The organism is Bartonella sp. PS17NMGDW (assembly GCF_042193555.1).
Classification (GTDB): Bacteria; Pseudomonadota; Alphaproteobacteria; order Rhizobiales; family Rhizobiaceae; genus Bartonella; species Bartonella grahamii.
The window spans coordinates 123584-148191 of the sequence record NZ_JBHILY010000003.1 but is presented as its reverse complement, the minus strand read 5'-3'; the positions used below and the strand labels follow the sequence as shown (position 1 = coordinate 148191).

The following is a 24608-nucleotide window of genomic DNA, read 5'->3' as shown; positions in this document are numbered from 1 at the left end:
ATTAATGACTGTCCTGTTGTTGTTTAGCGCGCTCTTCTGCTTCTCTTTCGGCTTGTTCTTTTGCTTTTTGTTCTTCTTCAGCGCGCTCTTTTGCTTCTTGTTGTTCTTCAGCGCGTCGCTTTGCTTCTTGTTCGGCTCGGAATTTTTCATTCTCAGCTCTCATTTTTTCAATCCAAGCTTTGTGTTCAGCTTTAAATTTTTCATCTAGTTTACGGTTTTCTTCTTCAGCTTTTTTCCGACGTTCCTTTTCAAGTTCTAAAGCTGCTACTCTTAGGTTTTCACAATTTTTTGAAGTTCCTGACCATCCACATCTTGCTCCCCATTCTTCCATCAATTTTTCATTTTTTTTAAATTCTGCGACGCTGTAAGTTTTTTCACAGCCAGCTGTGATGAGCCCTGTGCAAAGCAGCAATGTTGTTACGAGAACTTTATTCATGATTTATTGTCCTGTTTCTTTTCAGATTCTTGTTTATCGTCATTTGTTGAGCCAAAGCCTCTCCATTTTTTACGGGTTTCAAATTCAGCTTGCTCTGCATTTTTACAATTTTTCGAATTCAAATCCCCTGACGTCAAACATTTCACTAATACTTCTTCCATCAGTTTTTTATTTTTTTTAAGTTCTTCTACGCTGTAGGTTTTTTCACATCCAGCTGTGATGAGCCCTGTGCAAAGTAGCAATGTTGTTATGAGAACTTTATTCATGATTAATGACTGTCCTGTTGTTTTTTGGATTCTTGTTTATCGTCATTTGTTGAGCCAAAGCCTCCCCATTTTTTACGGGTTTCAAATTCAGCTTGCTCTGCATTTTTACAATTTTTCGAATTCAAATCCCCTGACGTCAAACATTTCACTAATACTTCTTCCATCAGTTTTTTATTTTTTTTAAGTTCTTCTACGCTGTAGGTTTTTTCACAACCAGCTGTGATGAGCCCTGTGCAAAGTAGCAATGTTGTTATGATGATCTTGTTCATATTCAAGCCCCTCTTTTTTCTCGTTTATTGACCACGCAGTTTTTGGGCTAAAGCTTTGGTTCGTGCTTTAAATTCTTCTATTTCACGTCTTTCTGCCGCTTTTTCTTCTGCTTGTTGAATCATTGCGGCGGCTTGCATTTGAAGGACTTGTGTTTGGAGTTTTGCTTGTATCGCTTCTAGTTGTGCTTGAATGCCTTGAATTTTACCCGCATCTTCAGTACTTCCAAGTTCGTCAAGAAGCTTGGTAATGTTTTTTTGTGTTTCACTGGCTTCTTCGTAGACGTCTTGGCCTTTGGCTGCTTGTCCTACTACGCGCTGTTCAGCTTTTTTCACTTCCTCTGCGTAAAAAGCATCTACTGCTTCTTTTGAGTCTGCTCCGCCTGAGGGCTCTTTGTATTTAAGTTCTTCTTGCCATTTTTGCGCGTTTTTGCTGCCACCGCCGCCGCCACCGCCACCGCCACTGCCCATTGATTGTTGAAAGTGGTTGAAATCTGAAGGGAGGGCGCCACTGCTCCCTTGCTTGTTAAACATGTCTTTCAATCCCGAGATGTCAGGCTTGACATTTAAGGAGTTATATAATTGTTTCGCTTGATCGAGCTGGCTCTTTAATTGCTCAAGCTGTTGTTTGCCTTGTTGAATTTGTTGTTTTGCTTTATCAACTTGTTGCTTCAATTGTTCAAGTTGCTTTCCCCCTTGCGTAAAAGATTGTAAATCGAATGTAGGCATTTGTGCGAAGGCATTTGTTTGAAAGCCAAATGAAGCTGCATAGACGGCTGTTGCCAATAAAAGTTTTTTCATTTCTTTGACCTTTCTTGAAAAATAGGAAGCCATTTTTCTGGAGATTGTCCAACTTCATCCATAATGGTCTCTAGGAGTTCAATATTCTTGGTGGTGCCACTTAAAATGGCTATTTCATCATCAAAGCCGCGTAAATTTAGCTCTGCTACAACTGAACTTTGCCCTTGTTTGATGAGAAAACGCCGTGACTCACGGCTTAATTCTGATTGTATCAGGTTAAATTCTCTGTCCGATAATTTAAAACCTTCTACATAATCCCCATGATTGCCCTTTTGATTGGGAAAATAAATCTGTGTTGGACATTGCTCTATAATGGTGTGAGCAATGGTCGAATTGATCGCATCTTTGGGAGATTGTGTTGCAAACAACATCAAACCATTTTGTTTACGGATAGTTTTCAGCCTGTCTTGCGCAAAGGCTTTAAAGGAATCATCCTCTAAGGCTTTCCAAAATTCATCAATGACAATGATAATACGACGCCCATCAATCAGAGATAAAATCCTATGAAAAAGATACATCATCAAGGGTGGACGAATTTCATTATTGTCTAAAAAATCCGTCATGTCATAACCAATAAATTTTGCATCAATGCCAATGTCGTCATCAGGATTGTCAAAAACCCACCCTAAGGCATTGCCTTTACACCATCTTTCTAAACGGCCCGATATCCCCTCCCTGTGCGTGGTGTCAAAAAACATTTGTAAGGCCGAGATTGTCCGTTGTTCTTTTGGCAACAAGGCAAGCTGCTCAACAGCTGCCGTGATGTCTTGTCTTTCTGATTCACTGATCTTTTGATCTTCAGACGAAACAAGCTTTATAATCCATTGGCGTAAAAAAACTCTATCTGCTGGATTGTTATAGTCTAAGCCTTTTAGCGGTGCTATGCCTGTCGGTCTACCATTCTTCAAGGGCATATAAGTGCCGCCACCCGCTCTGACAAAAAGTTCTGCACCCCGATCTTTGTCAAAAAAGACCATATTGGGATCATGCTTTTGAAGTTGTGCTAAAAGAAAATTGACAATAACCGTTTTCCCAGAACCAGAGGGACCACAAACAAACGTATTGCCTAAATCACCAAAGTGAAAGTTAAAATAAAACGGTGAACCAGCAGAGGTTTTCATCAAGGCTACCGCTGGTCCCCACACATTGCCATCTATTTTCCCAACCGGAAAAGAATGAAATGGAGAAAGCGCTGCATAATTGCGGCTTGTTATTGCACCAGAGCGGGTGCGATAAGCATAATTGCCAGGCAATTGTGCCCACCAAGCTGCTGCTAACCCTAAATCTTCCCGCGCAATCACAGCCCCACCATCTGTGAGACGAGAACGCGCTTTGGCAAGATTATCCGCTAACTCTTGCGGCGTATCAGCAAAAACTGCCAATGATAAATGATGCTCCCCTAAAACAAAACGATTGGATTCAAGATCATCAAGCGCATCATCTAGCTCCATAATTTGTGAGCCCGCACGGTCTCCTGCATTGACCATTTGGTTTTGTTTGCGCCCCATAATCTGCTTGGCAATGTTTTTGCTCTTGAAAACAAAAGATTGGGTGAAGATAAACTCAAAGGGAAGGGTGAGCAAACCATCCGCCATGCCTACCCTGGTTTTTGCTGGATATTCTTTCCAACCAAACATGCCCGCAAACCGTTGTTCCGCCTCGGTGCGTATTTCTATGATCTCTTTCCCAAAAATGAGACGGTCTGAATAAACAGTCGAAGCTATCGTCCCCCATGTGAGAGGGATACGTTCACGACGACCTCCCACCAATTGGTGGATAAACTCACTTTGCTGCGAATAAATATTACCTTCATGTTCATAAAGGCTCAGTCTTTTTGCACCATAACGCTCTAAATTTTGAATAAGATCTGTGGTAATATCTTCAAGCTTGCGAATGGACTCTGCATCAACTTCTGTCTTTTCTTGCTTGGCTTTGCCTAAACGTTTGAAAAACTCCACTAATTTATCCGTTTGATCAACGTGTGGATTCCACAAAATTGAAAGATAAAGATCATTGCGATAAAGCTCCTGTGAAACCATCCGCTCGCGATATTTATCATCTAATTGCTTGGCAAATGCCGATCTGAAAGTCCCATCCGGATAAACGGTTTCACGCTTTCTGATAATATGGCTATAAAGCGCTATCCGTTCATCCGCTATGTTTTTAAACAGATTATTGAGCTGTTCGTGAAGCACATTCAGATCAATAATATCCGCTGTCTCAAAGTTAATGCCTTCAAGTTTAATAACGGACATGAGAGCGCGTGAATCCAGCGCAATGATGTGTTTATTGACATGGCGCACATAAGGAATGATCGCCTCTGGCTGCTTTTCACGTTTGCGCTCTGTTCTATTCATTATAATTCCTCATAATTACGAATTAATCGTAATGGAGAAATACTTCCCCCACCCCATAGACTCGAATTTCTGGCAAAAATAGATGTCTTTTGCCATGTCAGAAGAATACGAAATTTATTATGGTCATGCTTTAGGATTTCCTTGAATATGAAATGTAGCATCACACCAAAGGTGATAAGAAAAATATTGCCTGTCATAATGAACAACATCATCGTTCCTATCGCATTTAATCCCATAGCTTCCACCGTCACGCCCGCAATCATTGCAGGGCGTGTGCAAGCAAGAAATAACGTATCTTCTGTTAGCTTGTCGTGCTCTTTCATGGCTTTGAAAGGCTAGAGTTAAGCGAATTAAGACATAAACATTGCTGCGATTTGTGGTGCACCAAAAACAATGCCGATGCCAACACAAACAAAGAAAGCTTTACGCATTTCAACATAACCAGCAATCCATGCAAGCCCAATACCAGCAACCGCAATGGTTGCAATCGATTTTGCAATGTTTCCTGTTAAAGCTTTGACTAATTGATCAAGAGCAGTTTCAACTTTTCCAAAGTCACCTGCGGCAAATGCTGGTTCACTCAGTGCCATGAAGGCAATAAAAAGCATCAATGCTGCTGTTAACCATTTCTTTTGTGTGTTGGATAGAGTAGTTTTTTGTAAGGTATGTTCACAACTGAACAAATTATTCATGTTTTTCATGAAAAATTCCCCGCTTTATGTTTAAGTTGATCGTAAAATTAATATTCAAAATATTAATCATGAATCATATAAATGAAAAAAATAAATTTTTCTATTGATAAATTAACAATATTTAATCTTTTATTATTTAATGAACAAAAAATATAGTAATATTCAAAATGATACTTTTAAAATCTCTTAGAGCAGCGCCTAAATATATTGTCTTAATTTGTATTATTATTTGGGGATACTTTTATTTAAGTAAAAATAATGAAGAACTTACTCAAAATTCTTTTTTAAAAGGATCAGAAAAGACAATAGAAAATCCCGTTCAAAATCCGAAGTCACAATTGATAGATTATGCAAACCAACAAGATGTAAACCAACAAAATGTGGTATTGCATCCAGAACCATTGTCATCACAATTTTATGAAGAAAATGTGCCGGTTTATTCAGGTGCTATACAGGTTACAAGTGGTGTGACCTTTAAAATGATTACGCTTGTGGACGATGGATGGAGAAAAAAGATTATCCGTGATATCCGCTTATATGGTGTGGAAAGCTGTGAAATGAGGCAATTTGCCTCACGCAACGGAGTTAAGTGGCCATGTGGTGCTTTTGTTACTGCTTGGCTTGTCTCAAAAACAATCGATAAAAATGTTACTTGTCGGCAAGCACGTGTCATTCAACAGGTTCATTATGCACAATGTTTTGTGGACGGGGTTGATCTGGCACGTTTGGGGCTTGCAGAAGGGTTGATGGTGTTAACACAAGATCAGCATAATTTTCCATCTCCAGCAGACTATAAAACTCTACAATCTGCTGCTCAAAAAGCACAAAATGGCTTATGGTCGAGCAAATTTCAACAACCAGAAGATTGGCGAAGAGATCACGGGAGCTATAATCCCATTGACCATTATTGATAAAGCGTCTTTTCAAGCGCTATTTAAAAATCAAGACAATATTCCATTACAAACTTTATTAGGTAAAAGTTAATCATAATCCACACAGTCCTTGGTGGACAACTCTCATGATGAAAAATTATTGTGTTTAAAGCTCGCGTATGCATATAGGTTGCTCACTACAGCGCTATGTAAGAGCGCGTTCCCTTGGCTATACGTCATTTCGTTTTGCTTTTTAAATGAAAGGCTTTCTGCCTCTCAAACTCTTATATATTTATGAAGTAAATCATAATCGAGCTCAAAAGGCTCTCCACCAGAAAGAATAATAAAATCAGATTTTATGTCATTTATTGGATATAAAGATTCAGGAAACGCGTCATCTCTCACCATACATTCTATCGAATACGGACAATGATTGCAGCCCGCACTGCAATTTTCATTACAAATTACAATATTATCGCCCATGAAATTTCTTATTCAAGTTCATATAATCCAAGACTAATTGTTTCATGAAAATATTTTGGTATAGAGAAAGATCAGAAATTTTTTTAGCCACAAACGCTTTTATCATTGGTAAAGCTTCATCCTTTGATATAGACAGCAAATGAGAAATATAGTCTATCCGTTCTTCTAAATTGAGAGATAATCTTGGACTGGTGAAAAATGTTAAGATATCCAATTCCGGACTAGCTTCTTGACATAAATCCCAATCCACTACCATAAAAGAACTATCAGGAGTAACAATGATATTATCAGGATCTAAATCTCCATGTGATAAGATTATATTCTTGCTTAATCGATCTTGAAAGATCTTATTGATTTGATCAATAATCGCCTTTTGATGTAGCAAATCCATTTGGCTCAATGCAGTACCCCGGATAAACTCCCATTCGACTACTTCATCGCAAAGTGTTATCAAATTTGGTGCAGGATAGAGACTTTGTCGAAAAGAGCCATCCTTGATGTTTTCATTAATGCACGATGCTTCCGGATAAATTTGCCCATAGCAAAACTCTTGATGCTTGCGTTTCAAGAAATGTTGTTTTGACGATTGTGCATTTTCAGGCTGTAACCAAATGATTTCTTGCTTTTTGACAAAAATAATTAAAGCAGCCCCCCCAAAAATCACAGCCATAATCACTGCTAACCACAAATTAGCTTGCCAGAATGTTGAAAAAACATGACCGTATAAAAAACTGAATGCAAAGGATACAACAGCTGTAATAATGGCTGTAAATGATAAAACAGTCGCGATAGCTTTGGGATCAATCAGTGAATTTATAAGAAGAGACGACAGATAAGATCGATAAGCAGATTTAAAAACACATAGCAGTAAAAATCCTAATATAAGAGCCGCAATGATTTGAAATGACATGAGAAAAAAAGCAATGGTTACCATACAACCAATCATTAAGACAGGAAAAATAGGATTTTGAAACTTTGAAAAATACTTCTGAAACAATATATTGGAACTTGCTGAAAAAAAATTCCCAATGATAAAAATAATCGAAACCAAAATAGCAGGTTGAAATGGCAAAAAATCAGAAAATGCGATAGAAACAGTTCGATTGTTAACCAAAATAGCAAAAGCTGAAACTGCACTTAAAAAAATAAGAGTGAAGCGATAAGGATTTTTGACTTCTTTACCGCTGGCGCACATAACTGTGAAAATATTCGGATGAGCGTTGATATGAAAACTATCTAATCCCTTCGTCAGTTTTGAAAACATAAAAATAGCAAAAATTAATGAAAGGACTTGAAAAATCACAGGCAATGCAGGATGCACATAATAAAGTACTCCCCCTAAAAAAATAAGTACCGTTGTCACACTATAGGTAACAGCAGCCACTTCGGACTTAACGGAAAACAGTGTGCGATGCTTTGGTACTACAGAAAAGAGTAAACTATCTTCCGCACCTGAGAAACAAGCGGCTGCTGATGTAATACACAACAAATAAGTGGCGTAAGCAAAATATGCATAATTCATAAAAAGAGCTAAAAAACCGCAAAGAAAGAAAAACAGCCCAGTATAAATAATGCGTTTACTTCCATAAACATCTGATAATAAACCCAAGGGGACTTCTAAGATCAAAGGAAGCAATAAAAAATAACTACCGATTAAAACAATTTCCGCTTGCGACAAATGCAATTTTTCCGACAAAAAAAGTGGTAAAACAGCAACCACTAGAGCAGTAGACTTGCTAACACTATAAATCTTAAATTGCTTAACCTTATCCACAAAATACCTTCCCACGACATCCGCTACATGCGCCAGATTCTTTCAAAGATTTTAAAACGCTTTGAGCAGACCAATCTATTGCCTCATAATTTTGTAGATTCCCAAAAGCTTCTGAATAAAAGCGATTTTTTAAATCTCCATTAGTCCAATACCAAGGATGAAAATGGAAATAAACACATTAACGGCGACGAAACGTACGTAGAATTTTCGCCTAAGTAATAATTAATACAATTTACAAAATTTTGTGACGTCCATGAGATTTTCCTTTCTTGGAACTTTTTATCTATATAAATCTGGAGGGGGATTCTTTCCTTGATAATTCATCTCTCAAATGAAAAAGTGAGGCGTTTGGCGGAAGAGTTTTGTTTCTTAAAGCCTTAGATCGATCCTTTGTATTATTTTTTCTAGAAAAACTAAATGACGACGTATCGAGCGGCCTGAATCCGATATAATGGACATCTTTGCTTATACAAAAATCGATAAAATTAATAATATTTTCTAGAATCTCTTTGGTAACTGTCGCTCTTATTCCTATACTTTGCAGAGGTTGAAGATTCTTAACTGTTTCAATGTTTTTCCACACGCGATCAAATTTATTCGTCCCCCGTATATCATAATATCCTCCTCATATTGTTATTATGTGCCTTATTTATATTCAAGACAATTAGTATTTTGTAAAAAGTCTGAAGACTTATAACTTTATAATTGTAAAGTCAATTTAACTGTATTACGCAATATTCAGTTTGGAAAACAAATTGGCCTATACTGGTATAAATCGAAAAACTCTTTTGATCAGCTAATTTCCATTTTAATTATTAAGTTCATTCAAAAAGTATTATTCTTGATTTCAATGGTTATTTCACTTCAATCGCAATAAGAAATATGCAATGCTCTGCTTTATCAAGTAATTTTAAAAAGGTTTTTTTGGGCTGAAATAAAGAATAGTTGTTGCGTAAATCAGCTTCTCAGAAGAAAAATTTTTCAATTATTTTTCTGTTTTAATTGTAATTTTGTGAAATACTACTTGCGGTAAAATTACCTTTAAAAGAGGTTCTATTCGACGCTAAAATACAAACTTTTATTTCTTATTAAAGATACAATCATATTGATTTATAATGATAATCTAGCGTTATTCATATTGAATTAGACCCTCGAATAACGCAAGATTCTCTCATTCCAAACCTGTTTATGTTGAATCAATCAAAACCACTCGCTTGCACATAACAAGCGGGATGAGTGTGTGGATCAAATTTGTATAAGAAAGAACTAAAAATGGTTCTTATGTTTTTATCTAGAATTTGTTTTGGTAGCTTGTTTGTAAAATCTTTACCATATTGAAAATCTTTTTTTTAATATAGCTTTGGCCTTGAAACGCTTTTTTCGAGCTATGAGTCGTCGCAATAAAAGGAGACACAATGGCAAAAAAATAAAAACCCAACTGCGTTAACAGAAGGGTTTTAACAGCTTACTTGTAATCTATTTATATCTGTGTAATCATATACATTATGGATAGATTTGTTGGGATAGGTAAGGCCGCTCAAGTTTTGGGTGTTTCGATTAGCACTTTGCGCCGTTGGGAAGGTGAAGGCAAAATTATTTCTGAGCATACGGCAGGAGGACACCGCCGTTATGACCTATCTAGGCTTAGGCCTGAGCTTTTTCATTCGAGAGAACTATCACAAAGAAAAACCATTGCTTATGCGCGTGTATCGAGCCATGATCAAAAAGACGATTTAGAGCGACAAAAACAGGTTCTTGAGCTTTATTGCGCAAGCCAAGGTTGGACTTATGAACTCATCTCTGATTTAGGGTCAGGGATGAATTATCGTAAAAAGGGTCTTAAACGTTTATTGGATGCTCTCATTGAAAATGAAATTGGTCGTTTGGTTATTACGCATAAAGATCGTTTATTGCGCTTTGGTGCAGAATTGGTCTTCGCCATTTGTGAAGCCAAACAAGTTGAGGTTGTCATTCTCAATCAGGGGGAAGAAAGCAGTTTTGAAGAGGATTTAGCCAAAGATATTTTAGAAATTATTACTGTCTTTAGTGCTCGTCTTTATGGAAGTCGTTCGAGAAAAAATCAAAAGTTATTAGAGAATGTTCGTCAAGCTGTAGAGGCATCGCAATGATTGTTGCTCACAAAATAGCTCTAGACTTAAACAATAAACAACGAAGCTACATGGCTCGAGCCAGTGGTTGCGCGCGCTTTGCTTATAATTGGGCACTGAAGGAATGGCAGCAGCAATATGAAGCATGGAAGAAAGATAATAATTTACCAAAGCCTAATGACTATGCGCTACGTAGACAATTCAATTCTCTAAAACGAGAACAATTTCCATGGATGATGGAAGTTACTAAAAATGCTCCACAAATGGCAATTATTCAATTGGGTGTGGCTTTTAAGAATTTCTTTTCAGGGAGAAGCCGATATCCCACTTTTAGAAAGAAAGGAGTGCACGATCGTTTTACTTTGACCAATGATCAAATACAGTTGCAAGGTTTCAAGATAAGAATTCCCAAACTTGGTTGGGTTCGTCTGCGAGAACAATTGCGATTTCAAGGAAAGATCTTGTCAGCAACCATTAGCCGTAAAGCGGATCGGTGGTTTGTAAGTCTTAGCGTTGAAACAGATAATCAAGAGTCACTGAGCGAGAACCAAGCTATTGTTGGTCTTGATTTGGGCATCAATGCACTTGCAACGCTTTCGACAGGAGAAACCATAGGAGGCGTTAAACCTTATAAGGCTTTGCTAAATCGTTTACGGCGCTTATCACGAAGGCTAAGTCGTAAGCAAAAAGGCTCGAGCAATCGTTATAAGGAGAAACAAAAACTCGCTAAGCTTCATGCACGGATAAGTAATATCAGAACAGATCATTTGCATAAAGTTACAACAGATTTAATTCAGCGTTTTGGTACATTTTGTCTGGAAGATCTTCATGTAAAAGGCTTGCTGAAAAATAAGCATTTATCGCGTGCCCTTGCAGATCAAAGTTTTTTCGAGTTTCGCCGTCAATTGGAATATAAGGTGGCACGTTATGGTCGACAGATTGTTATTGCAGATCGTTGGTATGCGAGCAGTAAGATCTGCCATCATTGCGGATGTAAGATTGAACAATTGCCTCTTAACATACGTGAGTGGAGATGTTCTCATTGTGGTACACACCATGATCGAGACATTAATGCCGCGATTAATTTAAAAAACTTGGCGGTGAGTTCCACCGTATCAGCCTGTGGAGAGGAAGGCTCTGGCCAATGTCCTGTGACTTTGGTGAAACCAGCCTCAAAGAAGCAGAAAATCAACAGTATATTTAATCAGAAATGATCACATTTACATAAGTTTGATAGAACGGATTGGTGCGTCAAATAAAAACCTCTTACGCTGAAATGGAAGTGACACCGCTTATGTCATTGCTTTTTTCTAGAATGCAAAAAAATCATTCATATTATTGGGTGGCCGGCTAAAGCTTTGGTGGAAAAATTGCACAAAGCGATAGGTCTTTTTGAGTGGATTTTAGAAAGATTTTTAAAGCAAAAACATCAAAAACAAGATACAGGCATTTTGCTGACAAGATACACATAGAACATACAACCCCTAACTATGATTGTAATTGTAACAAAAACGAGTGTTCAGAAAAATCTGAACACACTCAAATCAATAACATGACCTTTGGTCATGAAAAAAAGGCTTATGAAAAAATAGAGAAAGGTAGAAGCGAATTATCCCTATCTTCAAAAAACACTACATTGCTTCCAATCAAATCAGAATTTTTAACGCAAGCTTTGCCTCATGTTGCTATGTTCATGAAACATGGATTGCAATCTGAAAGAGATTTAATCGGATCCATGGATTTTTTAGCGAAAATAAAGGGGATTTCTTTTCAGGAACTTGAAGAAGCTAAAGAGACTATGATGAAAAAGATGTGCTTTCTTTTATAGTAAAAGAAAGCACATTGGGGGGATTAGAGTGACAGCTTTACATATTTTACTTTGAAAAGCGGTCTTTTTTATCTTTTTTCCACAAAAAATAAGTTACAAGTCCGAGAATGGGAACTCTCAATTTGGCAAAAGGGAAATGTTGACTGAGAGCTGCAAGGCTGGAAACGGTCGCGTCTGTCATGAGTTTGTGGCGTTGTTCTTCTGTCTTTTTTTGTTGGTCATAGCGTTGATAAGCCTTGAGAACACGATTGATAATAAGACCTAATCCTGCAAGAGAAAGACAAATTAAAAACATGATACTAGCGGCGGCAAGAGGTTTCATAACAGAACATAATGCAATAAAAACGATGATACATAAAAAAAGCAAAGACATGAAGAATGAAATGCCAATAAACCCATAGCAAATTGCTTGAAGGCGTACTTGTTTGACTGTGCTTTTAAGCCCTCCACCGACAAGATGGTTTAAAAGAGGAGCGATAAACTTATGCATTGCTTAACGACGCAGTAATTGAGAAAGAATAAAACCAACCCCTGCAGCAAACAAAACGCTTTTACCAGGATTTTTGCGAACGCATTGATTCATGGTTTGTTCAAGATCACTGATTTTTTCTTTTGCTTGAGACATCATGTCTTCACCACTTTCTTTCGCTGAGTGATATAGTTTTTCCGCTTTGTCTTTGGCGGCGTTGAATTTGTTTGCACCAAGATCTGTTAGGGTTGAGGTAATCCCTGAAATTTCAGTGCGTAACGTTTCTAATTGTCCTTGTAGGTCTTTTTCTACGGCTGATTTATCGTGCTGTGTTGTTTTATTATGGGCCATGATATTTTTCCCTCTTGATTCATTATATTTGCATTGGTGTGTTCATAGTGATCATTTGCATTGGAGTGAAAATTTTCACTGCTTGAGTAACGCCAAAAGTTTTTTTTGGTTCCTTTCACTTTGTCGAATTTAAAACTGTTTTTGATAAAATAAATCTTTCCTATACAATATGCTCTGTTCGTAAAGGATTACATCGGTTGAAAATTGTCTTATGCTTTTGCAGGAATTTAGCACCATTCTTCAGTTTCTCATGGCACAGTTTTTATAAAAGTTTTTTTAAAAAGCGTGTTGAGGCTTATTTTTTGGGCTTGTGACAGATAAAAAACATGGTTATTGTGATTTTGCGGCAGAAGTAATGTCATTTTTATGCTTTTGCAGAAGAAAAAGAAAATGCTATTTCTGTTCTTTGCTCTCTATGTATTTGAGGGCTAATCGCGCTCTCCCATTATACTTTTGGTCAGTTTAAGATATTGCGATCGTTCTTTTTTAAAAAAAGGTATATTTTTATTTGGATAGAAGGTACTTTAGTGCACTGATTGTTAGAGAAGTGCATATCCTTTTCTCCAAGGATTTTATGATATTTTTGCTGCTTATTCCATGAAAGAAATTATTTTGTTGGATTTAAAAGAGCCGCTGAAATGAAAGAAGCTTTGCGATATGAGGGATTTATTCAACAGGAACGATGATAAATTATTCTTATAAATGAAAATATTATATGCAATATTTCTTGTAAGTTTATCATTTTGCCTAATTTATGCAATAAATTGATTGAGTAAGATAAACTTGTTGAATTGTTAGAGAAAAATTTCTTGAGTGATTTCTTTAGAATAAGAGAGAGCTTGTGGAATAAAACTATACTTGATTTATCAAGTTTTCTTTCTTAAGAGGAATGCGAAAGCGACGTTAAAAGGGTAGTGGCATTGTGGAACAGTGATGCTGTGCGGGGTGACGATCCAGCTCATAAATAAAGATAAGAGCACAAGAATGTGAGATAAAAATGGAATCTGAAACAGTCCCTTTAGATAAAACAGTCCCTTTAGATAATATGTCTTCTGTATTGACAGTGCATGATTTTTCTCCTCTTTCTATGTTTATGGCTGCTGATTGGGTGGTGAAAGCCGTTATCATTATTTTGTTACTTGCTTCACTTATGTCTTGGACAATTGCTTTTGTGAAAATTGTTGAGATCACTTTGGTAAAACGAAGAGTACGTCATGAACTTCAATTGGTTCTTAATGCTCAGACTCTTACGCGTTTGGCAGCTAGCTTGAAAGAAAGCAAAGGGGCTGGGGTGTTTTTTCTCAAAGAAGTTCTTAAAGAGGTGTATCTTTCTACACAACAGGTTCATTTTTCTGCTCCTGAAGGGATAAATAAAAGCTCTGGTGAAAAAACCAGTGCAGGGGAAAGTGCACAAACGATTGAAGATATTCTCTTTTATGAGGAGAGCAATCAATATGAAGATGTTTCCCGCGATGTTCGCGATGCTAAGGCTCGCGATGTTCATGAAGGTTTAAAAGAAAGGGTTCATTCACTTTTGTCACGCTGCTTGCTGGCTGCTACACGCCGTGTTGCATGTGGAAGCGCTGTTCTTGCAACTATTGGCGCAATTGCTCCCTTTGTTGGTCTTTTTGCAACTGTTTGGGGCATTATGAATTCTTTTATTGGGATTGCTCAGTCTCAAACAACGCGACTTGATGTGGTTGCTCCTGGGATTGCTGAAGCCTTATTCGCAACGGCTATTGGGCTTTTTGTGGCTATTCCCGCCGTTGTTATGTATAATAGCCTTATGCGTGCTTTGAATGGTTATCGCAATGATTTAGGTGATATCGCTGCGGCTCTTGAAAGGCTCTTGAGCCGTGAACTTGATAGACAAAGACAACAGAAAAGTCATAAAAAATGAAAGCAAGCCTTAATAATGATTGGGATATAGACGAGAGTGGGTTGCAAAGCGAAATCAATGTGACCCCTTTTATTGATGTTGTATTGGTGTTGCTTATTGTTTTTATGGTTGCTGCACCTTTGGCAACATCTGTCATTCCCGTTCAGCTTCCTTCTATAACTCAAACACCTTCAGTGGTTCAGTCTGATGAACCCCTTTATGTTACTTTGCAAAAAGATCGTTCTCTTTACATTGGTGATCATCTTGTAGAACAGGCAGCTTTAAGAGAAGCTTTGTTGAGGGAAACGACGCAAAATTTAGAGACAAAAATTTTAATCAAAGCCGATAGCGAAATTGATTATGGTACTGTCATCGATTTATTAAATCAAATACGCATGGCTGGATATAATAAAATCGGTCTTGTAGGATTGCAAAACTCTACCAATCTTACCTCAAGAGGTGAGATCAATAATAAAACAACAGGGGTAGCGGACGTTGCTGTCGATGGAGCGGGTGGTAGCGCGGGTGGTAACGTTGTGGGGCATGTGAATGCCGTAATAACGGGCACTGCGGTAAACGCTAATATTCCAGCCGATGCCCTCTGACCAGTGATAAAAATAGCCTTTGTTGCAGGAAGCAAAGCATATGACTCAAAGTCGTAGAGTGAAATTGATGAGGGTTTTGTCGTGGATTTATTAAACCCAATACGCATGAGTTTGATATTACGCAGGGGAGGCATATGCAGGGGGTTTATATATTGAATCGGTTTTTTTAGGATTAAGCACTGCTCATCTTGCTTCAAGAGGTGCGATCAAGAAAAACAGCCAAGGGTGATTGTTGTGTGTCTTAATACATTTTAAAGCCCTTTTTGCGACGGTGTTTATAAATGGTATAACGGTAAAGCTCCCGTAAAATAATAAAAAATCTATTGAACCTCACTATCTTTATGCTTAACAAAAGAGCAAGCGAGCACCATTATAGTATTTATATTTTCTCCCAATGTTGTGACAGTGCTGAGTACAAGTATTCATTATAGGTATTTTTCCATTTTTTATCTACATGCTAGCTACGTTTGGAACGTGAGAGATATACTTTTGATTGATGTAATATAAATAGATTTGCAATGAAACAATCTTACAGTATTGAGATCTCTCATTTAAGTTGAAAGACAATTCATTATTATAAATCAATATGATATATAGATTGTCGACATTATAAGCGGTGTGTGAGCTTTTAATGGTTAATGCCAATGTTTTTGTTATGGGGGAGGGGTATCCGGTGATAATGAAGTTTTGTGTAGTACAAGAAACGTAATTGAGAGATGATTGTTTAGAAGTGCGTTTAGTGAAAAAACTTTGAAAGTAGTAAACGCGCACTCCTTCTGCACTTTAAAAGCCCAAGGGGTTTTAAGTGAAAGAGTGGTTAGAATAAGTGTGTGTTATATTTTAAGGGGAGCGATTTTTTCAGAGCTTCTTAAGTATGACCCGTTGAACCGAAACCTCCTGTTTCACGGCTCTCGTTATGGCTTTGGGTATTTTGCTCTGGTTCAATAGCGCAAACTTTGACTTGGAATACGGGGGCGATGACTGTTTGGGCAATGCGCATTCCCCGTTTAAATAGAAAAGTTTTCTTGGCTCAAATTGATAAGAAGAACTTTGACTTCACTTCCGGATAATCACACTCAATCGTTCCTAGAGTATTGAGGCATGTGATGCCATGTTTTAAGGCTAAGCTAGAGCGTGGACGTATTTGTGCCTCAAAACTAGGTTGAAGGTGAAAAATAAGACCCGTTGGAATGAGTGCGCGCTGCCCTGGGGCAAGAACAAGCGTTTCTTCTTCTCCAATTGCTGCTTGTAAATCCAAGACCGGCAGAACCAGTCGTTGCGTAGTGAAGAAGTTTCCTTGTTCCAAGTGCAAGACGCTGAAGGGATAAAGTTAGGGCATGTGAAGATTGAGAAGAGACAGAGGAAGAGTAAGGATGATCGTTTAGAGGGGTGTTTGGTAAAAAAACTTTGAAAGCAAATGCGCACTCCTTCTATACTTTAAAAGCCCGAAAGACTTTCAGTGAAAGAGTAGTTAGAATAAGCGAGTGTTATATTTTGAGGGGAGTGATTTTTTCAGAGCTTCTTAAGTATGTCCCGTTGAACCGAAACCTCCTGTTCCACGGCTCTCGTTATGGCTTTGGGTATTTTGCTCTGGTTCAATAGCGCAAACTTTGACTTGGAATACGGGGGCGATGACTGTTTGGGCAATGCGCATTCCCCGTTGGATAGAAAAGTCTTCTTGGCCTAAATTGATAAGAAGAACTTTGACTTCACCACGGTAATCACTATCAATCGTTCCTGGAGTGTTGAGGCATGTGATGCCGTGCTTTAAGGCTAAGCCAGAGCGTGGGCGTATTTGTGCCTCAAAACCAGGTTGAAGGTGAAAAATGAGACCCGTTGGAATGAGTGCGCGCTGCCCTGGGGCAAGAACAAGCGTTTCTTCTTCTCTAATTGCTGCCCGTAGATCAAGACCCGCAGAACCAGCCGTTGCGTAGTGAGGAAGTTCTAAACCTTGTCCATGCTCAAGACGCTGGATCGATAAGGTTATTTGTTGTGGAGGGGGAGAAGGAAATGCATTCGAGGAAGAAGGACTCTTTTGGCTGTTCAGGTGCGTAGAAGGCATGGTCAAAGCATCTCCAAAATAGAAAAAACAAACACAACTCTAACAAAAGATTCCGTTTGAAACAAGCAGCGAAAAATCTATAGATGGGACGATGGGTTTTGCTGCTTGTTTTGTATGGGAAATGCTTATTTTTCATGCTGTTTGTTTTAAATACTACCAATGAAGATACCCGTAGCAAAAACGAGCGCTCCGCCAATAATAACTTGTAACGATGCACGCCAAAAGGGAGTTGACATGAATTTGTTCTGAATCCAGACGATGGCGCCTAGTTCGAAAAAAACAATGATAAAAGCAATAATTGTCGCTACATAAAAAGAGTTGATCAAATAGGGAAGAGTATGACCTAGTCCTCCTAATGTTGTCATAATGCCGCTGGCAATACCTCTTTTTAATGGCGAACCACGCCCTGATAATTTTCCGTCATCGTGGGCTGCTTCTGTGAAACCCATTGAAAGTCCTGCACCAATTGAAGCTGAGAGCCCTATCAAAAAAGTTTGGTGCGTGTCTCCCGTGGCAAAAGCTGCGGCAAAAATGGGGGCAAGGGTCGAGACAGAGCCATCCATTAATCCTGCAAGACCTGGTTGAATCCAAGTCAAAAGTGTTTGTCTTTGCGTTTTCGAAGGTTTTTTTATGGTGTGATTTGCCGCTATTGTTTTTGGGGATGGATGGCGGCTCTTGCCTTTCACAAGAGAAGTTTTGTCACATAACGAACCGATAGTGTTTGCACGATTATGGCAAGAAAGGCACAAAAGTTGCTTATAATTTTTAAGCTCTTGAAGCCCCATGGCGGTAAAAACCGCGGCTTCCTTAGAGGAATAAGGTTCTAGAGCTTTTGCATATTTTAAATAGAGCGCCGCATGTTGCTCTTTTAATTTGAGCGCTTTAAGCATCACGTTTTGTGCTGAACGAAAGGACAGAGCTTTACGTTGTACAAATGAAAAAAACAATTTCAACATTTTCTGTTCCTCTGCACTTTAGAATAATTCTAAAACATAAGAAAAATAAACCAAAAGTCAATCTAAAAGTTAAAAACTGACAAATTGCAAAAAGGTTGCACTGAGAAAAAAGGTGATGGGATGCTGAGAAAGTACAAGGAGATTTATCAAATGGAGACGACAGGGGTGCATGAAAGAAATAATTGCGTGAAAAAATTTAAGAGAAAATATGCTTTATTTTGCTACAGGGACGTTTCAATGGAGCATTCTAATGTATTGATGCTCGAGAATATAGGAAAGGAATAAGCTAGCATCATCATTCATTTGATGCGTTCAAAAGACTGTAACAGCTCTTGGACTTTGAAATGATTCTTTAAAAAGAGATCTTTTTCAAGGGATAAAAGCCCATTTCGCGAGGGGCCCCTGTGAAGAGTATAGAAGGGTAGAGCCGCAAAATTTCCATGAAATAATATAAACTCCATTGAGTCTTCTTAATCTTTACGCTTCATAAAAGAGCAAGCCGGCATCATCATACACCTTAGCTCCTAGTGTTGCGACAGTCTTTAGTACGGTTCATTATAGGCATGGCATTTTATTGTACAGTTTTACGCCACTTGATCCCACTTGTGGAGGTGTAAGACAGTATTCTTATGATATTTACGCGCATTTTAGCGTTGTTACAGCTTTTGCATTTAGGTGGATTTGTTAGCGTGTAACGAATTATCTTTTGTGCTGTAATTGCAGGGACAGGTTTAAGGGTGGGAGTGCATAAATGAAGAGATATTATCCATATTAAATTGTTTGAGATCACGCATAAAAATTTATGCTTTATGAAGGGGCATTTATCGCCTTGTAACTTGCCTGATATCTTGCATGAAAGCCCAAAATTCAGTAGGATTCTCTCACTTCAAAACTTCTTATATTGAAACAATTCAAATCATTTTCTTGTGGATCACAAGGAGGGGTGTGATTGCTGTGTTTTTATTTAAAGTATGGGATGAGTTGAAATGTGAGAAGTGCATAATCTCTATGCGTTAACAAACGTTTTTGATGTTTTTAAAAAAGAGCGAAATTGTGCAGATAAAAAAGGGAGCATATATGGAAAATAGTGATGGTTTGAAATTTTGGCGGCTTTCTGAAAAACTAACAATACTGCAGGCAGCGCTTTTAATAGTTGGATTAAATCCAGGAAAGTATTTGTTTGTCAACAAATTAGAACCAGAAAAAAGTGATATTTACGAAGATAACCTTTCCGTATCATCAGAGAAAACTGCTAATTTCCGTGCAGCTTATCATGCTATCGTTCAAGCGGGAAAAAGCAATCGATTAGAGATAGAATGGTCGTACTATAATTTTTCGGATTTTATAGATGCAGATTCCTCATATGTTCGCGTTGATGATTTAAAAGAATGGCTTTCATCGCGTGGTCTGTACCCTCCATTTTTTTTCCCTGAGGATGATTCTGCTGAGACTAAGGACCAAAAATATTATGCGTTTCAAGATCCAACGCATCCACGTTATGCTCCAAAGCTTGCTGCTATTGTTGCGGCATGGGAAGCGGTGAGTGAGGTTGAGGGTGGTAAAACTGTTAAAGGAACGCTTATAAAGTGGCTTAGTGACAATGCCGTTCAGTACAAGTTGGTGGATGATAATAATTTACCAAGAGAGAAGCTCATTGAGGAATTAGCGGCTGTTGCGAATTGGGAACCTACCGGAGGGGCTCCTAAGACACCTGCCAGCTCTCTTTTATCAAAAGAAAAAAAATAAAAAGATCACTAAAATTGTGCTGCTTTTTTTGATAATTTTGAAGATAATCTCTTTTTCTGGGGGAGTTTTTTACTTTTCTTCCCTAGATTATAAGTAATTGTTTTTCAATGAAAATAATTTTTATAGTGTTCCTCTGACGGTTCAGACGGGGAAAAATAGACATTTTGCGGCAGTAAAATTTACCCTGTAGTTTTCGTAACTTACCTCTCTATTTTTGTTTGATTTTTTTGGGCACTTTTAAAATCCAAATCAACTAAAATGGATTTAAATATGAGAAAAATATTTTCTTTTTTTACGGTGCGTGGAAGTGCAAAAAATCCTCAAGTAAGTGCACCGATAAATACACCGATATTGGAGCAGCCTGTTGCGGATGAGGTGGTGCGTAAATCGTTTAGAGTAGGTCTATTATCGTGTTGGTTAAAGTTTGAACTTATCGTTGTTATGGAAAAGGTCAAAACTGAGCGCCATGTGCGCTCTCCATAAAGAAATCTTGTCATCTATGAGCGAGTGAGGATTTCTCTTGAAAAATTTGCACAATAGTAAAACTGGTTAGCAAAACCCGTTCTGTGGCGCAACAAAAAGAATGTCATAAATGATTATCTCATCATAAATATGCTCTAAGAATAACCCGTGCGTGGCGAAAGTCTATGGCGTAGTCGCTATAGATTTTTGCTCCGTGTGTGATGATCAATACTCTTGTTTATCTCTTGTCAATGCAAGTGCCCATGAAAGTGATGAGAGTCTATTGCTCCACTCTGATGCTTGGTTGTTCATGTTTAGAAACGACAAGTGTATTAAATGCGATAGGGCTGATAGAGGGGAGAACGCATCCTGTAAAAAATAGGTGTGTCTTTAAAATAAAGCTGATAAACGAAATTATTTTTTTATCTACCTTTTATACGGCGAGAAAAAGGCATTCAAAGCGCAAGCATTAGCAATTTAGCAGTAAATCCCCAAATAGCTTAACATATATCGTTTTTCGGAGAAGAGGAAGAAAAGTCTATCTGCAAAAGCTATGTTAGGTCGTGTGACCGGTGAAATAATGTGGTTAGGGCAATAAACAATTGTTATTGGTGAAGAGATAGAAATCGGTTGGGTGTTGATTTCTGTTTTACTACAGAATTTTCTTTGTTATATCGTAAAAACACTATTTTGCGGTTTGGTGATATAAGTTCTGTGTTTAGCGTTATCGTTATCAATCGGTTATCATATGGTAAGTAAACTAATATTATTCAGATTACATAAGCATTATTAGCTTTCTTTACAGAAACAGATGCGTTCAAAGATGAATGGAGTATTCTGTGTAGTCTTAAAGCGTTTGAATCATTAAATGCTCTTTACTATTTTTTTCTTTTCAAAAATGCTGGCTTTTTCATCCGCTTCATCCGTATTGAGGGACGTAAATAAACAAGTTGTGAGGTCGAATATCTTTTGGTAAATTGAGCGATTGAACACTTCAAGAGCGCGAAGAACAAGGGATTGTTTGTTATGCCAAATTATGAAAATGTTTTTTTCAATCTTGGAAAGATATTCCCATTGCGGCAAATCATATAAAGTTTAAGCAACGGCAGCACGGTTTTTTGTGCAATGAAATGATAAATATGTACAACATCTCGGTAATCTCCATGGGAAACTTTACCGGATTAACAGTACGGAGAGTGCCTTCTGCTTATCCCAAATCGCAGATATTTCAAAACAACAACGGTGGAGAATGAATGTTGGATATGTTCTAGGGAAGGTTGCAAAAAATGGCTAAAAAGTTCTCAAAAAAAATACCAAAAATGACGAAAGGAGCGGTTTCCCACTCCTTCGTTCCTATCTCCCCTTTCGGGGAAGCGGCCACCATTACTGATGCCGTGTATGCTGATATAGATACACTTATTTTTCTCAAAAGTCAATACTGTAAATGCGGTAAATGTTTGAGCATCAGAGCTACAACTTTATGAAAATCTTCGCTGGATAATCTTGGAACGGTACGTGAGCAACTTAAACGACTTACAGAAACTGTTGTGACATAATTGCAGATAATCCATGCTTTTTTATTCTCTATGGGAGATTGTATTGGATACGCAGCGGGATTATTGGGTTGTGATTTCGTTGAAAAAGGTAAAACTGTCACATTTCCATATAATTTTGCATTCTTAGAAAGCACTAAAACAGGCCGCTTTTTCCAAAATTCAGGGAGTATCGAATCATGAGGAAAATCGCACCAAAAAACTTGTCTGATGCGTGGTGCCGATTTGATTCGTGGTTTTATGTGAGGTGGTTTTTTGTAAGGAGCATTTAAATCCGTTTCTCTTATATGCTCGCGCCATGCATTATGATCATGTTCCATCATAACACATGGTTCTTCAAGTTTGGTTATATCTAAGGAAATAGGTGATAGGGTAGAAGGCGCTGTGTTCTTATCTTCAGCCATAGCAGACCATTTATATTTATCGGTCCCCTCACTTATTATTTTACGGCTTTTCTATCACGGGTTTTTATCAAAATGTTGCTCATAAGTACAGAGAGGTGAAACCATAAAATGGATATATCTGCTTATTTTTGTCTTTTGTGTACAACGCTAGAGGAGGGATGTTGGTGATAGGTGGGATGTTGGTGACTCGTTGGTGTTGGTGGGTTGGTTTGGCGGTGGGTGGTTTTGGGTGGTGATTGGTGACTGGAGGGTGTTGGTTAGGGGAAAACGATTGGAGAGAACGAGTGCATGCGGTTTTGTTTCTATTTTATGATTAGAGTTTTTTATTGCTTGAAAAGAGCCCTTTTGAGGCAACATAAAAACTAATAAGCATGTAAAATAGGCTTGAGACGACATTCCAGCCGGCAAATGAAAGAAAAAGAAAGCGTGCGGATGCTTCAGAACAAGAAGGGGGATGAATGTTGTTTAATTGGTTAAGTAGCTGGTTAATGTCTGAGGTTTTTCTGACTGCGCTTAAACCACAACTGAGGGGAGCTGCCCAAAAGCCATATTCAACACCTGCATGATAAACGGCTAAAACAAGGCTGATGCACATTAAGACAAAAACACACAAAAATAAAAGTTGTATCCAAGCAGACATGCGAAAAAAATATGCCCCAAAACCTGCTAAGAGCAAAAAGGGTATGGCCCCATAATAGGGGAAACGCTCTATGAGACACAAATCGCAAGGAAGATACCCTCCAAAATATTCAAAACCAAGGGCAAGACCTATTGTAGCGGACAAACAAAAAGCGAGAAAAAAAGCCCATAAACTTTGTTCTTTTCTGCTGGGTTCAAGATGAAGGTGCTTGTATAAAAGTGGGTGAGAAGACAAAAGGCACGCCATTAAGTCTGTTCCTTATAAAAGCTTTTTGTTTAAAAAAGCTATGAAAATCCCATAAATTAAAACGAGACTAACACAACCAATGAGAATAATCCATTTGAAATGCTGTACTAGAAAATTCATTGCTTTTTGTCCAAAATGTTTAATCAGCCATGCGAGAAGATAAAAACGAGCGCCTCTAGAAAAAATACAAATAAGAATGAAAAGTTCAAGGTGTACACTCATTACACCGGCCAAAATTGTGACAATCTTGATGGGGGGAAGATGAAAAAAACCTGATGTTATCAGTAAAATGACTAGAAATTGCAGGGTTGCACTATTTTTCAGAGATTCAAAACTTTCAACCTTACCGTAAATTTCTAAAATGGGTTTGGCAAGAGTATCATAGGCAAAATGTCCGATAAACCAACCGGCAATGCCTCCTAATACAGAACAGATAGTCGCAATCAAAGCATAGTAATAAACCCGCTTTTGATGGATAAGCAGCATCGGAATATATAAAACATCTATCGGAATTGGAAAAACAGAACTTTCAATAAAGGCAATGAAACCAAGCCAGTGTGGTGCTGTACGCCGATTTGCTAAAGAAATCGTCCAAAGCTTTAATTTGTTTAATATCATGAGGCTTTCTATAAATTTAAGAGGTAAAGACTTTACAAATGAGATTGTTATAAATCCGGTAGAGAAATCCAATAAAGAAAATATTTCATAAAACAGATAAGAAAATGATATGAATTCTTAAAAAATGAGAAGTCTTCTGTTGACGAATCTGTGCTTCTTCATATAGTGCAAAAGAATAATCGACAAGTCTGTCTCTTATAGTCCTGTCTTTTATAGCAATGTGCGGGTGTGGTGGAACTGGTAGACGCGCCAGACTCAAAATCTGGTTCCGAGAGGAGTGTCGGTTCGAGTCCGACCACCCGCACCACTTCATAAATATTTTCCTTTATCCTGTTATGGCGCATCGTGTTGATTTATAAAACATGTGGAATTGATAAACAGTGTTCAATGTTTTGCATGTTGAATGAAAAACCTCGAATACCATAGGATTCTCTCATTTTAAGTCTGTTTATTTTAAATTGACCAAAATCATGTCTCTTGTACATTGCAAGCTGGATGCACTATTGTGGAATGAAATTTTACAAAAAATGAATAAAAATGCCTCTTAATAAACCGTTTCAAGGGCATCATTGGGGGGTAGGAGTGTATGATGGATGGTGCCAGCTTGTACTTTTATCTTGCACTTTTATGAAGTGTAAAGATGGTGCTCTATAGATTTTATATTCTTGTGGGTGCTGTCGCAAAATGGGCTTGAGGGTTTTGAGAGATGTTTCTTTAAAACACGCATGTGAATT

The 24608-nt window shown here is 37.9% G+C and carries 23 protein-coding genes, 1 tRNA gene and 1 pseudogene; 9 read left to right on the top strand and 16 right to left on the bottom strand.

What is annotated here, in order from left to right; all coding sequences use genetic code 11:
- Position 1: 1 nt before the first annotated feature.
- The 7 genes from ACFIJK_RS03355 to ACFIJK_RS03325 are packed head-to-tail and all read right to left on the bottom strand — an operon-like array spanning position 2 to position 4827.
- Positions 2–436, bottom strand: a complete 435-nt coding sequence (locus ACFIJK_RS03355; protein WP_375626500.1) for an EexN family lipoprotein — start codon at positions 434–436, stop codon at positions 2–4.
- Positions 433–702, bottom strand: a complete 270-nt coding sequence (locus tag ACFIJK_RS03350; RefSeq protein ID WP_375626498.1) for an EexN family lipoprotein — start codon at positions 700–702, stop codon at positions 433–435. Before ACFIJK_RS03350 ends, ACFIJK_RS03355 begins: the two co-directional genes overlap by 4 nt.
- A 2-nt stretch (positions 703–704) precedes the next feature.
- Positions 705–971, bottom strand: a complete 267-nt coding sequence (locus tag ACFIJK_RS03345) for an EexN family lipoprotein (protein WP_375626496.1) — start codon at positions 969–971, stop codon at positions 705–707.
- Positions 972–995: 24 nt separating this feature from the next.
- Positions 996–1769 carry a type IV secretion system protein gene (locus tag ACFIJK_RS03340; protein WP_375626494.1) on the bottom strand — a complete coding sequence of 258 codons (774 nt, stop codon included), beginning with the start codon at positions 1767–1769 and terminating at the stop codon, positions 996–998.
- Positions 1766–4126 (bottom strand): VirB4 family type IV secretion/conjugal transfer ATPase, encoded by a 2361-nt coding sequence (locus tag ACFIJK_RS03335; RefSeq protein ID WP_375626492.1) that lies wholly within the window; start codon positions 4124–4126, stop codon positions 1766–1768. The genes ACFIJK_RS03340 and ACFIJK_RS03335 overlap by 4 nt, the downstream gene beginning before the upstream one ends.
- Positions 4126–4449 (bottom strand): type IV secretion system protein VirB3, encoded by a 324-nt coding sequence (locus tag ACFIJK_RS03330; protein ID WP_015856920.1) that lies wholly within the window; start codon positions 4447–4449, stop codon positions 4126–4128. The genes ACFIJK_RS03335 and ACFIJK_RS03330 overlap by 1 nt, the downstream gene beginning before the upstream one ends.
- A gap of 27 nt (positions 4450–4476) precedes the next feature.
- A complete protein-coding gene (locus tag ACFIJK_RS03325; RefSeq protein ID WP_375626490.1) occupies positions 4477–4827 on the bottom strand; it encodes a TrbC/VirB2 family protein in 351 nt (116 codons plus the stop codon).
- Between the two features lie 158 nt (positions 4828–4985).
- Here ACFIJK_RS03325 and ACFIJK_RS03320 point away from each other — a divergent pair, with 158 nt between their 5' ends.
- Positions 4986–5729: a nuclease gene (locus ACFIJK_RS03320; RefSeq protein ID WP_375626488.1), complete on the top strand. Its 744-nt coding sequence runs from the start codon at positions 4986–4988 to the stop codon at positions 5727–5729.
- A gap of 433 nt (positions 5730–6162) precedes the next feature.
- On the opposite strand, the gene ACFIJK_RS03315 is transcribed toward ACFIJK_RS03320, so the two are convergent.
- On the bottom strand, positions 6163–7947 hold the full coding sequence (locus tag ACFIJK_RS03315) for an MFS transporter (protein WP_375626486.1): 1785 nt from the start codon (positions 7945–7947) through the stop codon (positions 6163–6165).
- 1505 nt (positions 7948–9452) lie between these two features.
- Between ACFIJK_RS03315 and ACFIJK_RS03310 the strand changes: the two genes are divergently transcribed.
- The 3 genes from ACFIJK_RS03310 (at position 9453) to ACFIJK_RS03300 (ending at position 11883) form a co-directional block, all read left to right on the top strand.
- On the top strand, positions 9453–10076 hold the full coding sequence (locus ACFIJK_RS03310) for an IS607 family transposase (protein ID WP_375626484.1): 624 nt from the start codon (positions 9453–9455) through the stop codon (positions 10074–10076).
- Entirely contained in the window at positions 10073–11269 is a 1197-nt protein-coding gene (locus ACFIJK_RS03305; protein ID WP_375626482.1) for an RNA-guided endonuclease InsQ/TnpB family protein, read from the top strand. The genes ACFIJK_RS03310 and ACFIJK_RS03305 overlap by 4 nt, the downstream gene beginning before the upstream one ends.
- Before the next feature lie 182 nt (positions 11270–11451).
- The gene (locus ACFIJK_RS03300) at positions 11452–11883 is read left to right on the top strand and encodes a hypothetical protein (protein WP_375626480.1); all 432 of its coding nucleotides are present in this window, start codon (positions 11452–11454) and stop codon (positions 11881–11883) included.
- A gap of 46 nt (positions 11884–11929) precedes the next feature.
- Here ACFIJK_RS03300 and ACFIJK_RS03295 read toward each other — a convergent pair whose 3' ends face one another.
- Positions 11930–12373, bottom strand: coding sequence for a hypothetical protein (locus ACFIJK_RS03295; protein WP_375626478.1), 444 nt, complete (start codon positions 12371–12373; stop codon positions 11930–11932).
- A gap of 3 nt (positions 12374–12376) precedes the next feature.
- Entirely contained in the window at positions 12377–12703 is a 327-nt protein-coding gene (locus tag ACFIJK_RS03290) for a YqjD family protein (protein ID WP_375626476.1), read from the bottom strand.
- A gap of 997 nt (positions 12704–13700) precedes the next feature.
- Here ACFIJK_RS03290 and ACFIJK_RS03285 point away from each other — a divergent pair.
- The gene (locus tag ACFIJK_RS03285) at positions 13701–14603 is read left to right on the top strand and encodes a MotA/TolQ/ExbB proton channel family protein (protein WP_375626474.1); all 903 of its coding nucleotides are present in this window, start codon (positions 13701–13703) and stop codon (positions 14601–14603) included.
- Positions 14600–15187 carry a biopolymer transporter ExbD gene (locus ACFIJK_RS03280; protein WP_375626472.1) on the top strand — a complete coding sequence of 196 codons (588 nt, stop codon included), beginning with the start codon at positions 14600–14602 and terminating at the stop codon, positions 15185–15187. Before ACFIJK_RS03285 ends, ACFIJK_RS03280 begins: the two co-directional genes overlap by 4 nt.
- Before the next feature lie 868 nt (positions 15188–16055).
- Here ACFIJK_RS03280 and dut (ACFIJK_RS03275) read toward each other — a convergent pair.
- The 3 genes and pseudogenes from dut (ACFIJK_RS03275) to ACFIJK_RS03265 all read right to left on the bottom strand — a co-directional run bounded on the left by dut (ACFIJK_RS03275) (position 16056) and on the right by ACFIJK_RS03265 (position 18205).
- Positions 16056–16445 (bottom strand): annotated as a pseudogene (gene dut, locus ACFIJK_RS03275) (dUTP diphosphatase).
- Positions 16446–16709: 264 nt separating this feature from the next.
- The gene (dut, locus tag ACFIJK_RS03270; RefSeq protein ID WP_375625303.1) at positions 16710–17249 is read right to left on the bottom strand and encodes a dUTP diphosphatase; all 540 of its coding nucleotides are present in this window, start codon (positions 17247–17249) and stop codon (positions 16710–16712) included.
- Between the two features lie 146 nt (positions 17250–17395).
- Complete coding sequence (locus ACFIJK_RS03265; protein WP_375626470.1) at positions 17396–18205, bottom strand: hypothetical protein; 810 nt, start codon at positions 18203–18205, stop codon at positions 17396–17398.
- A 1077-nt stretch (positions 18206–19282) separates the two neighbouring features.
- Here ACFIJK_RS03265 and ACFIJK_RS03260 point away from each other — a divergent pair.
- Positions 19283–19951, top strand: a complete 669-nt coding sequence (locus ACFIJK_RS03260; protein ID WP_375626468.1) for a hypothetical protein — start codon at positions 19283–19285, stop codon at positions 19949–19951.
- Positions 19952–20221: 270 nt separating this feature from the next.
- Positions 20222–20434, top strand: coding sequence for a hypothetical protein (locus tag ACFIJK_RS03255; RefSeq protein WP_375626466.1), 213 nt, complete (start codon positions 20222–20224; stop codon positions 20432–20434).
- 1411 nt (positions 20435–21845) lie between these two features.
- Here ACFIJK_RS03255 and ACFIJK_RS03250 read toward each other — a convergent pair.
- From ACFIJK_RS03250 to ACFIJK_RS03240, 3 genes are all read right to left on the bottom strand, one after another.
- Positions 21846–22370 (bottom strand): type II toxin-antitoxin system PemK/MazF family toxin, encoded by a 525-nt coding sequence (locus ACFIJK_RS03250; protein ID WP_375626464.1) that lies wholly within the window; start codon positions 22368–22370, stop codon positions 21846–21848.
- Between the two features lie 313 nt (positions 22371–22683).
- The gene (locus ACFIJK_RS03245) at positions 22684–23256 is read right to left on the bottom strand and encodes a disulfide bond formation protein B (protein ID WP_375626462.1); all 573 of its coding nucleotides are present in this window, start codon (positions 23254–23256) and stop codon (positions 22684–22686) included.
- 12 nt (positions 23257–23268) lie between these two features.
- Complete coding sequence (locus tag ACFIJK_RS03240; protein ID WP_375625309.1) at positions 23269–23874, bottom strand: YqaA family protein; 606 nt, start codon at positions 23872–23874, stop codon at positions 23269–23271.
- A 222-nt stretch (positions 23875–24096) separates the two neighbouring features.
- Between ACFIJK_RS03240 and ACFIJK_RS03235 the strand changes: the two genes are divergently transcribed.
- A tRNA-Leu gene (locus tag ACFIJK_RS03235) sits at positions 24097–24181 on the top strand.
- Positions 24182–24608 lie beyond the last annotated feature (427 nt).

Coding starts and splice junctions, on each gene's coding strand:
- ACFIJK_RS03265 (WP_375626470.1), bottom strand. CDS start 18,205: ATGTTGAAATTGTTTTTTTCATTTGTACAACGTAAAGCTCTGTCCTTT.
- ACFIJK_RS03290 (WP_375626476.1), bottom strand. CDS start 12,703: ATGGCCCATAATAAAACAACACAGCACGATAAATCAGCCGTAGAAAAA.
- ACFIJK_RS03355 (WP_375626500.1), bottom strand. CDS start 436: ATGAATAAAGTTCTCGTAACAACATTGCTGCTTTGCACAGGGCTCATC.
- ACFIJK_RS03255 (WP_375626466.1), top strand. CDS start 20,222: ATGAGAAAAATATTTTCTTTTTTTACGGTGCGTGGAAGTGCAAAAAAT.
- ACFIJK_RS03335 (WP_375626492.1), bottom strand. CDS start 4,126: ATGAATAGAACAGAGCGCAAACGTGAAAAGCAGCCAGAGGCGATCATT.
- ACFIJK_RS03280 (WP_375626472.1), top strand. CDS start 14,600: ATGAAAGCAAGCCTTAATAATGATTGGGATATAGACGAGAGTGGGTTG.
- ACFIJK_RS03285 (WP_375626474.1), top strand. CDS start 13,701: ATGGAATCTGAAACAGTCCCTTTAGATAAAACAGTCCCTTTAGATAAT.
- dut (WP_375625303.1), bottom strand. CDS start 17,249: ATGCCTTCTACGCACCTGAACAGCCAAAAGAGTCCTTCTTCCTCGAAT.
- ACFIJK_RS03305 (WP_375626482.1), top strand. CDS start 10,073: ATGATTGTTGCTCACAAAATAGCTCTAGACTTAAACAATAAACAACGA.
- ACFIJK_RS03325 (WP_375626490.1), bottom strand. CDS start 4,827: ATGAAAAACATGAATAATTTGTTCAGTTGTGAACATACCTTACAAAAA.
- ACFIJK_RS03345 (WP_375626496.1), bottom strand. CDS start 971: ATGAACAAGATCATCATAACAACATTGCTACTTTGCACAGGGCTCATC.
- ACFIJK_RS03240 (WP_375625309.1), bottom strand. CDS start 23,874: ATGATATTAAACAAATTAAAGCTTTGGACGATTTCTTTAGCAAATCGG.
- ACFIJK_RS03295 (WP_375626478.1), bottom strand. CDS start 12,373: ATGCATAAGTTTATCGCTCCTCTTTTAAACCATCTTGTCGGTGGAGGG.
- ACFIJK_RS03245 (WP_375626462.1), bottom strand. CDS start 23,256: ATGGCGTGCCTTTTGTCTTCTCACCCACTTTTATACAAGCACCTTCAT.
- ACFIJK_RS03310 (WP_375626484.1), top strand. CDS start 9,453: ATGGATAGATTTGTTGGGATAGGTAAGGCCGCTCAAGTTTTGGGTGTT.
- ACFIJK_RS03330 (WP_015856920.1), bottom strand. CDS start 4,449: ATGAAAGAGCACGACAAGCTAACAGAAGATACGTTATTTCTTGCTTGC.
- ACFIJK_RS03250 (WP_375626464.1), bottom strand. CDS start 22,370: ATGGCTGAAGATAAGAACACAGCGCCTTCTACCCTATCACCTATTTCC.
- ACFIJK_RS03350 (WP_375626498.1), bottom strand. CDS start 702: ATGAATAAAGTTCTCATAACAACATTGCTACTTTGCACAGGGCTCATC.
- ACFIJK_RS03260 (WP_375626468.1), top strand. CDS start 19,283: ATGGAAAATAGTGATGGTTTGAAATTTTGGCGGCTTTCTGAAAAACTA.
- ACFIJK_RS03320 (WP_375626488.1), top strand. CDS start 4,986: ATGATACTTTTAAAATCTCTTAGAGCAGCGCCTAAATATATTGTCTTA.
- ACFIJK_RS03340 (WP_375626494.1), bottom strand. CDS start 1,769: ATGAAAAAACTTTTATTGGCAACAGCCGTCTATGCAGCTTCATTTGGC.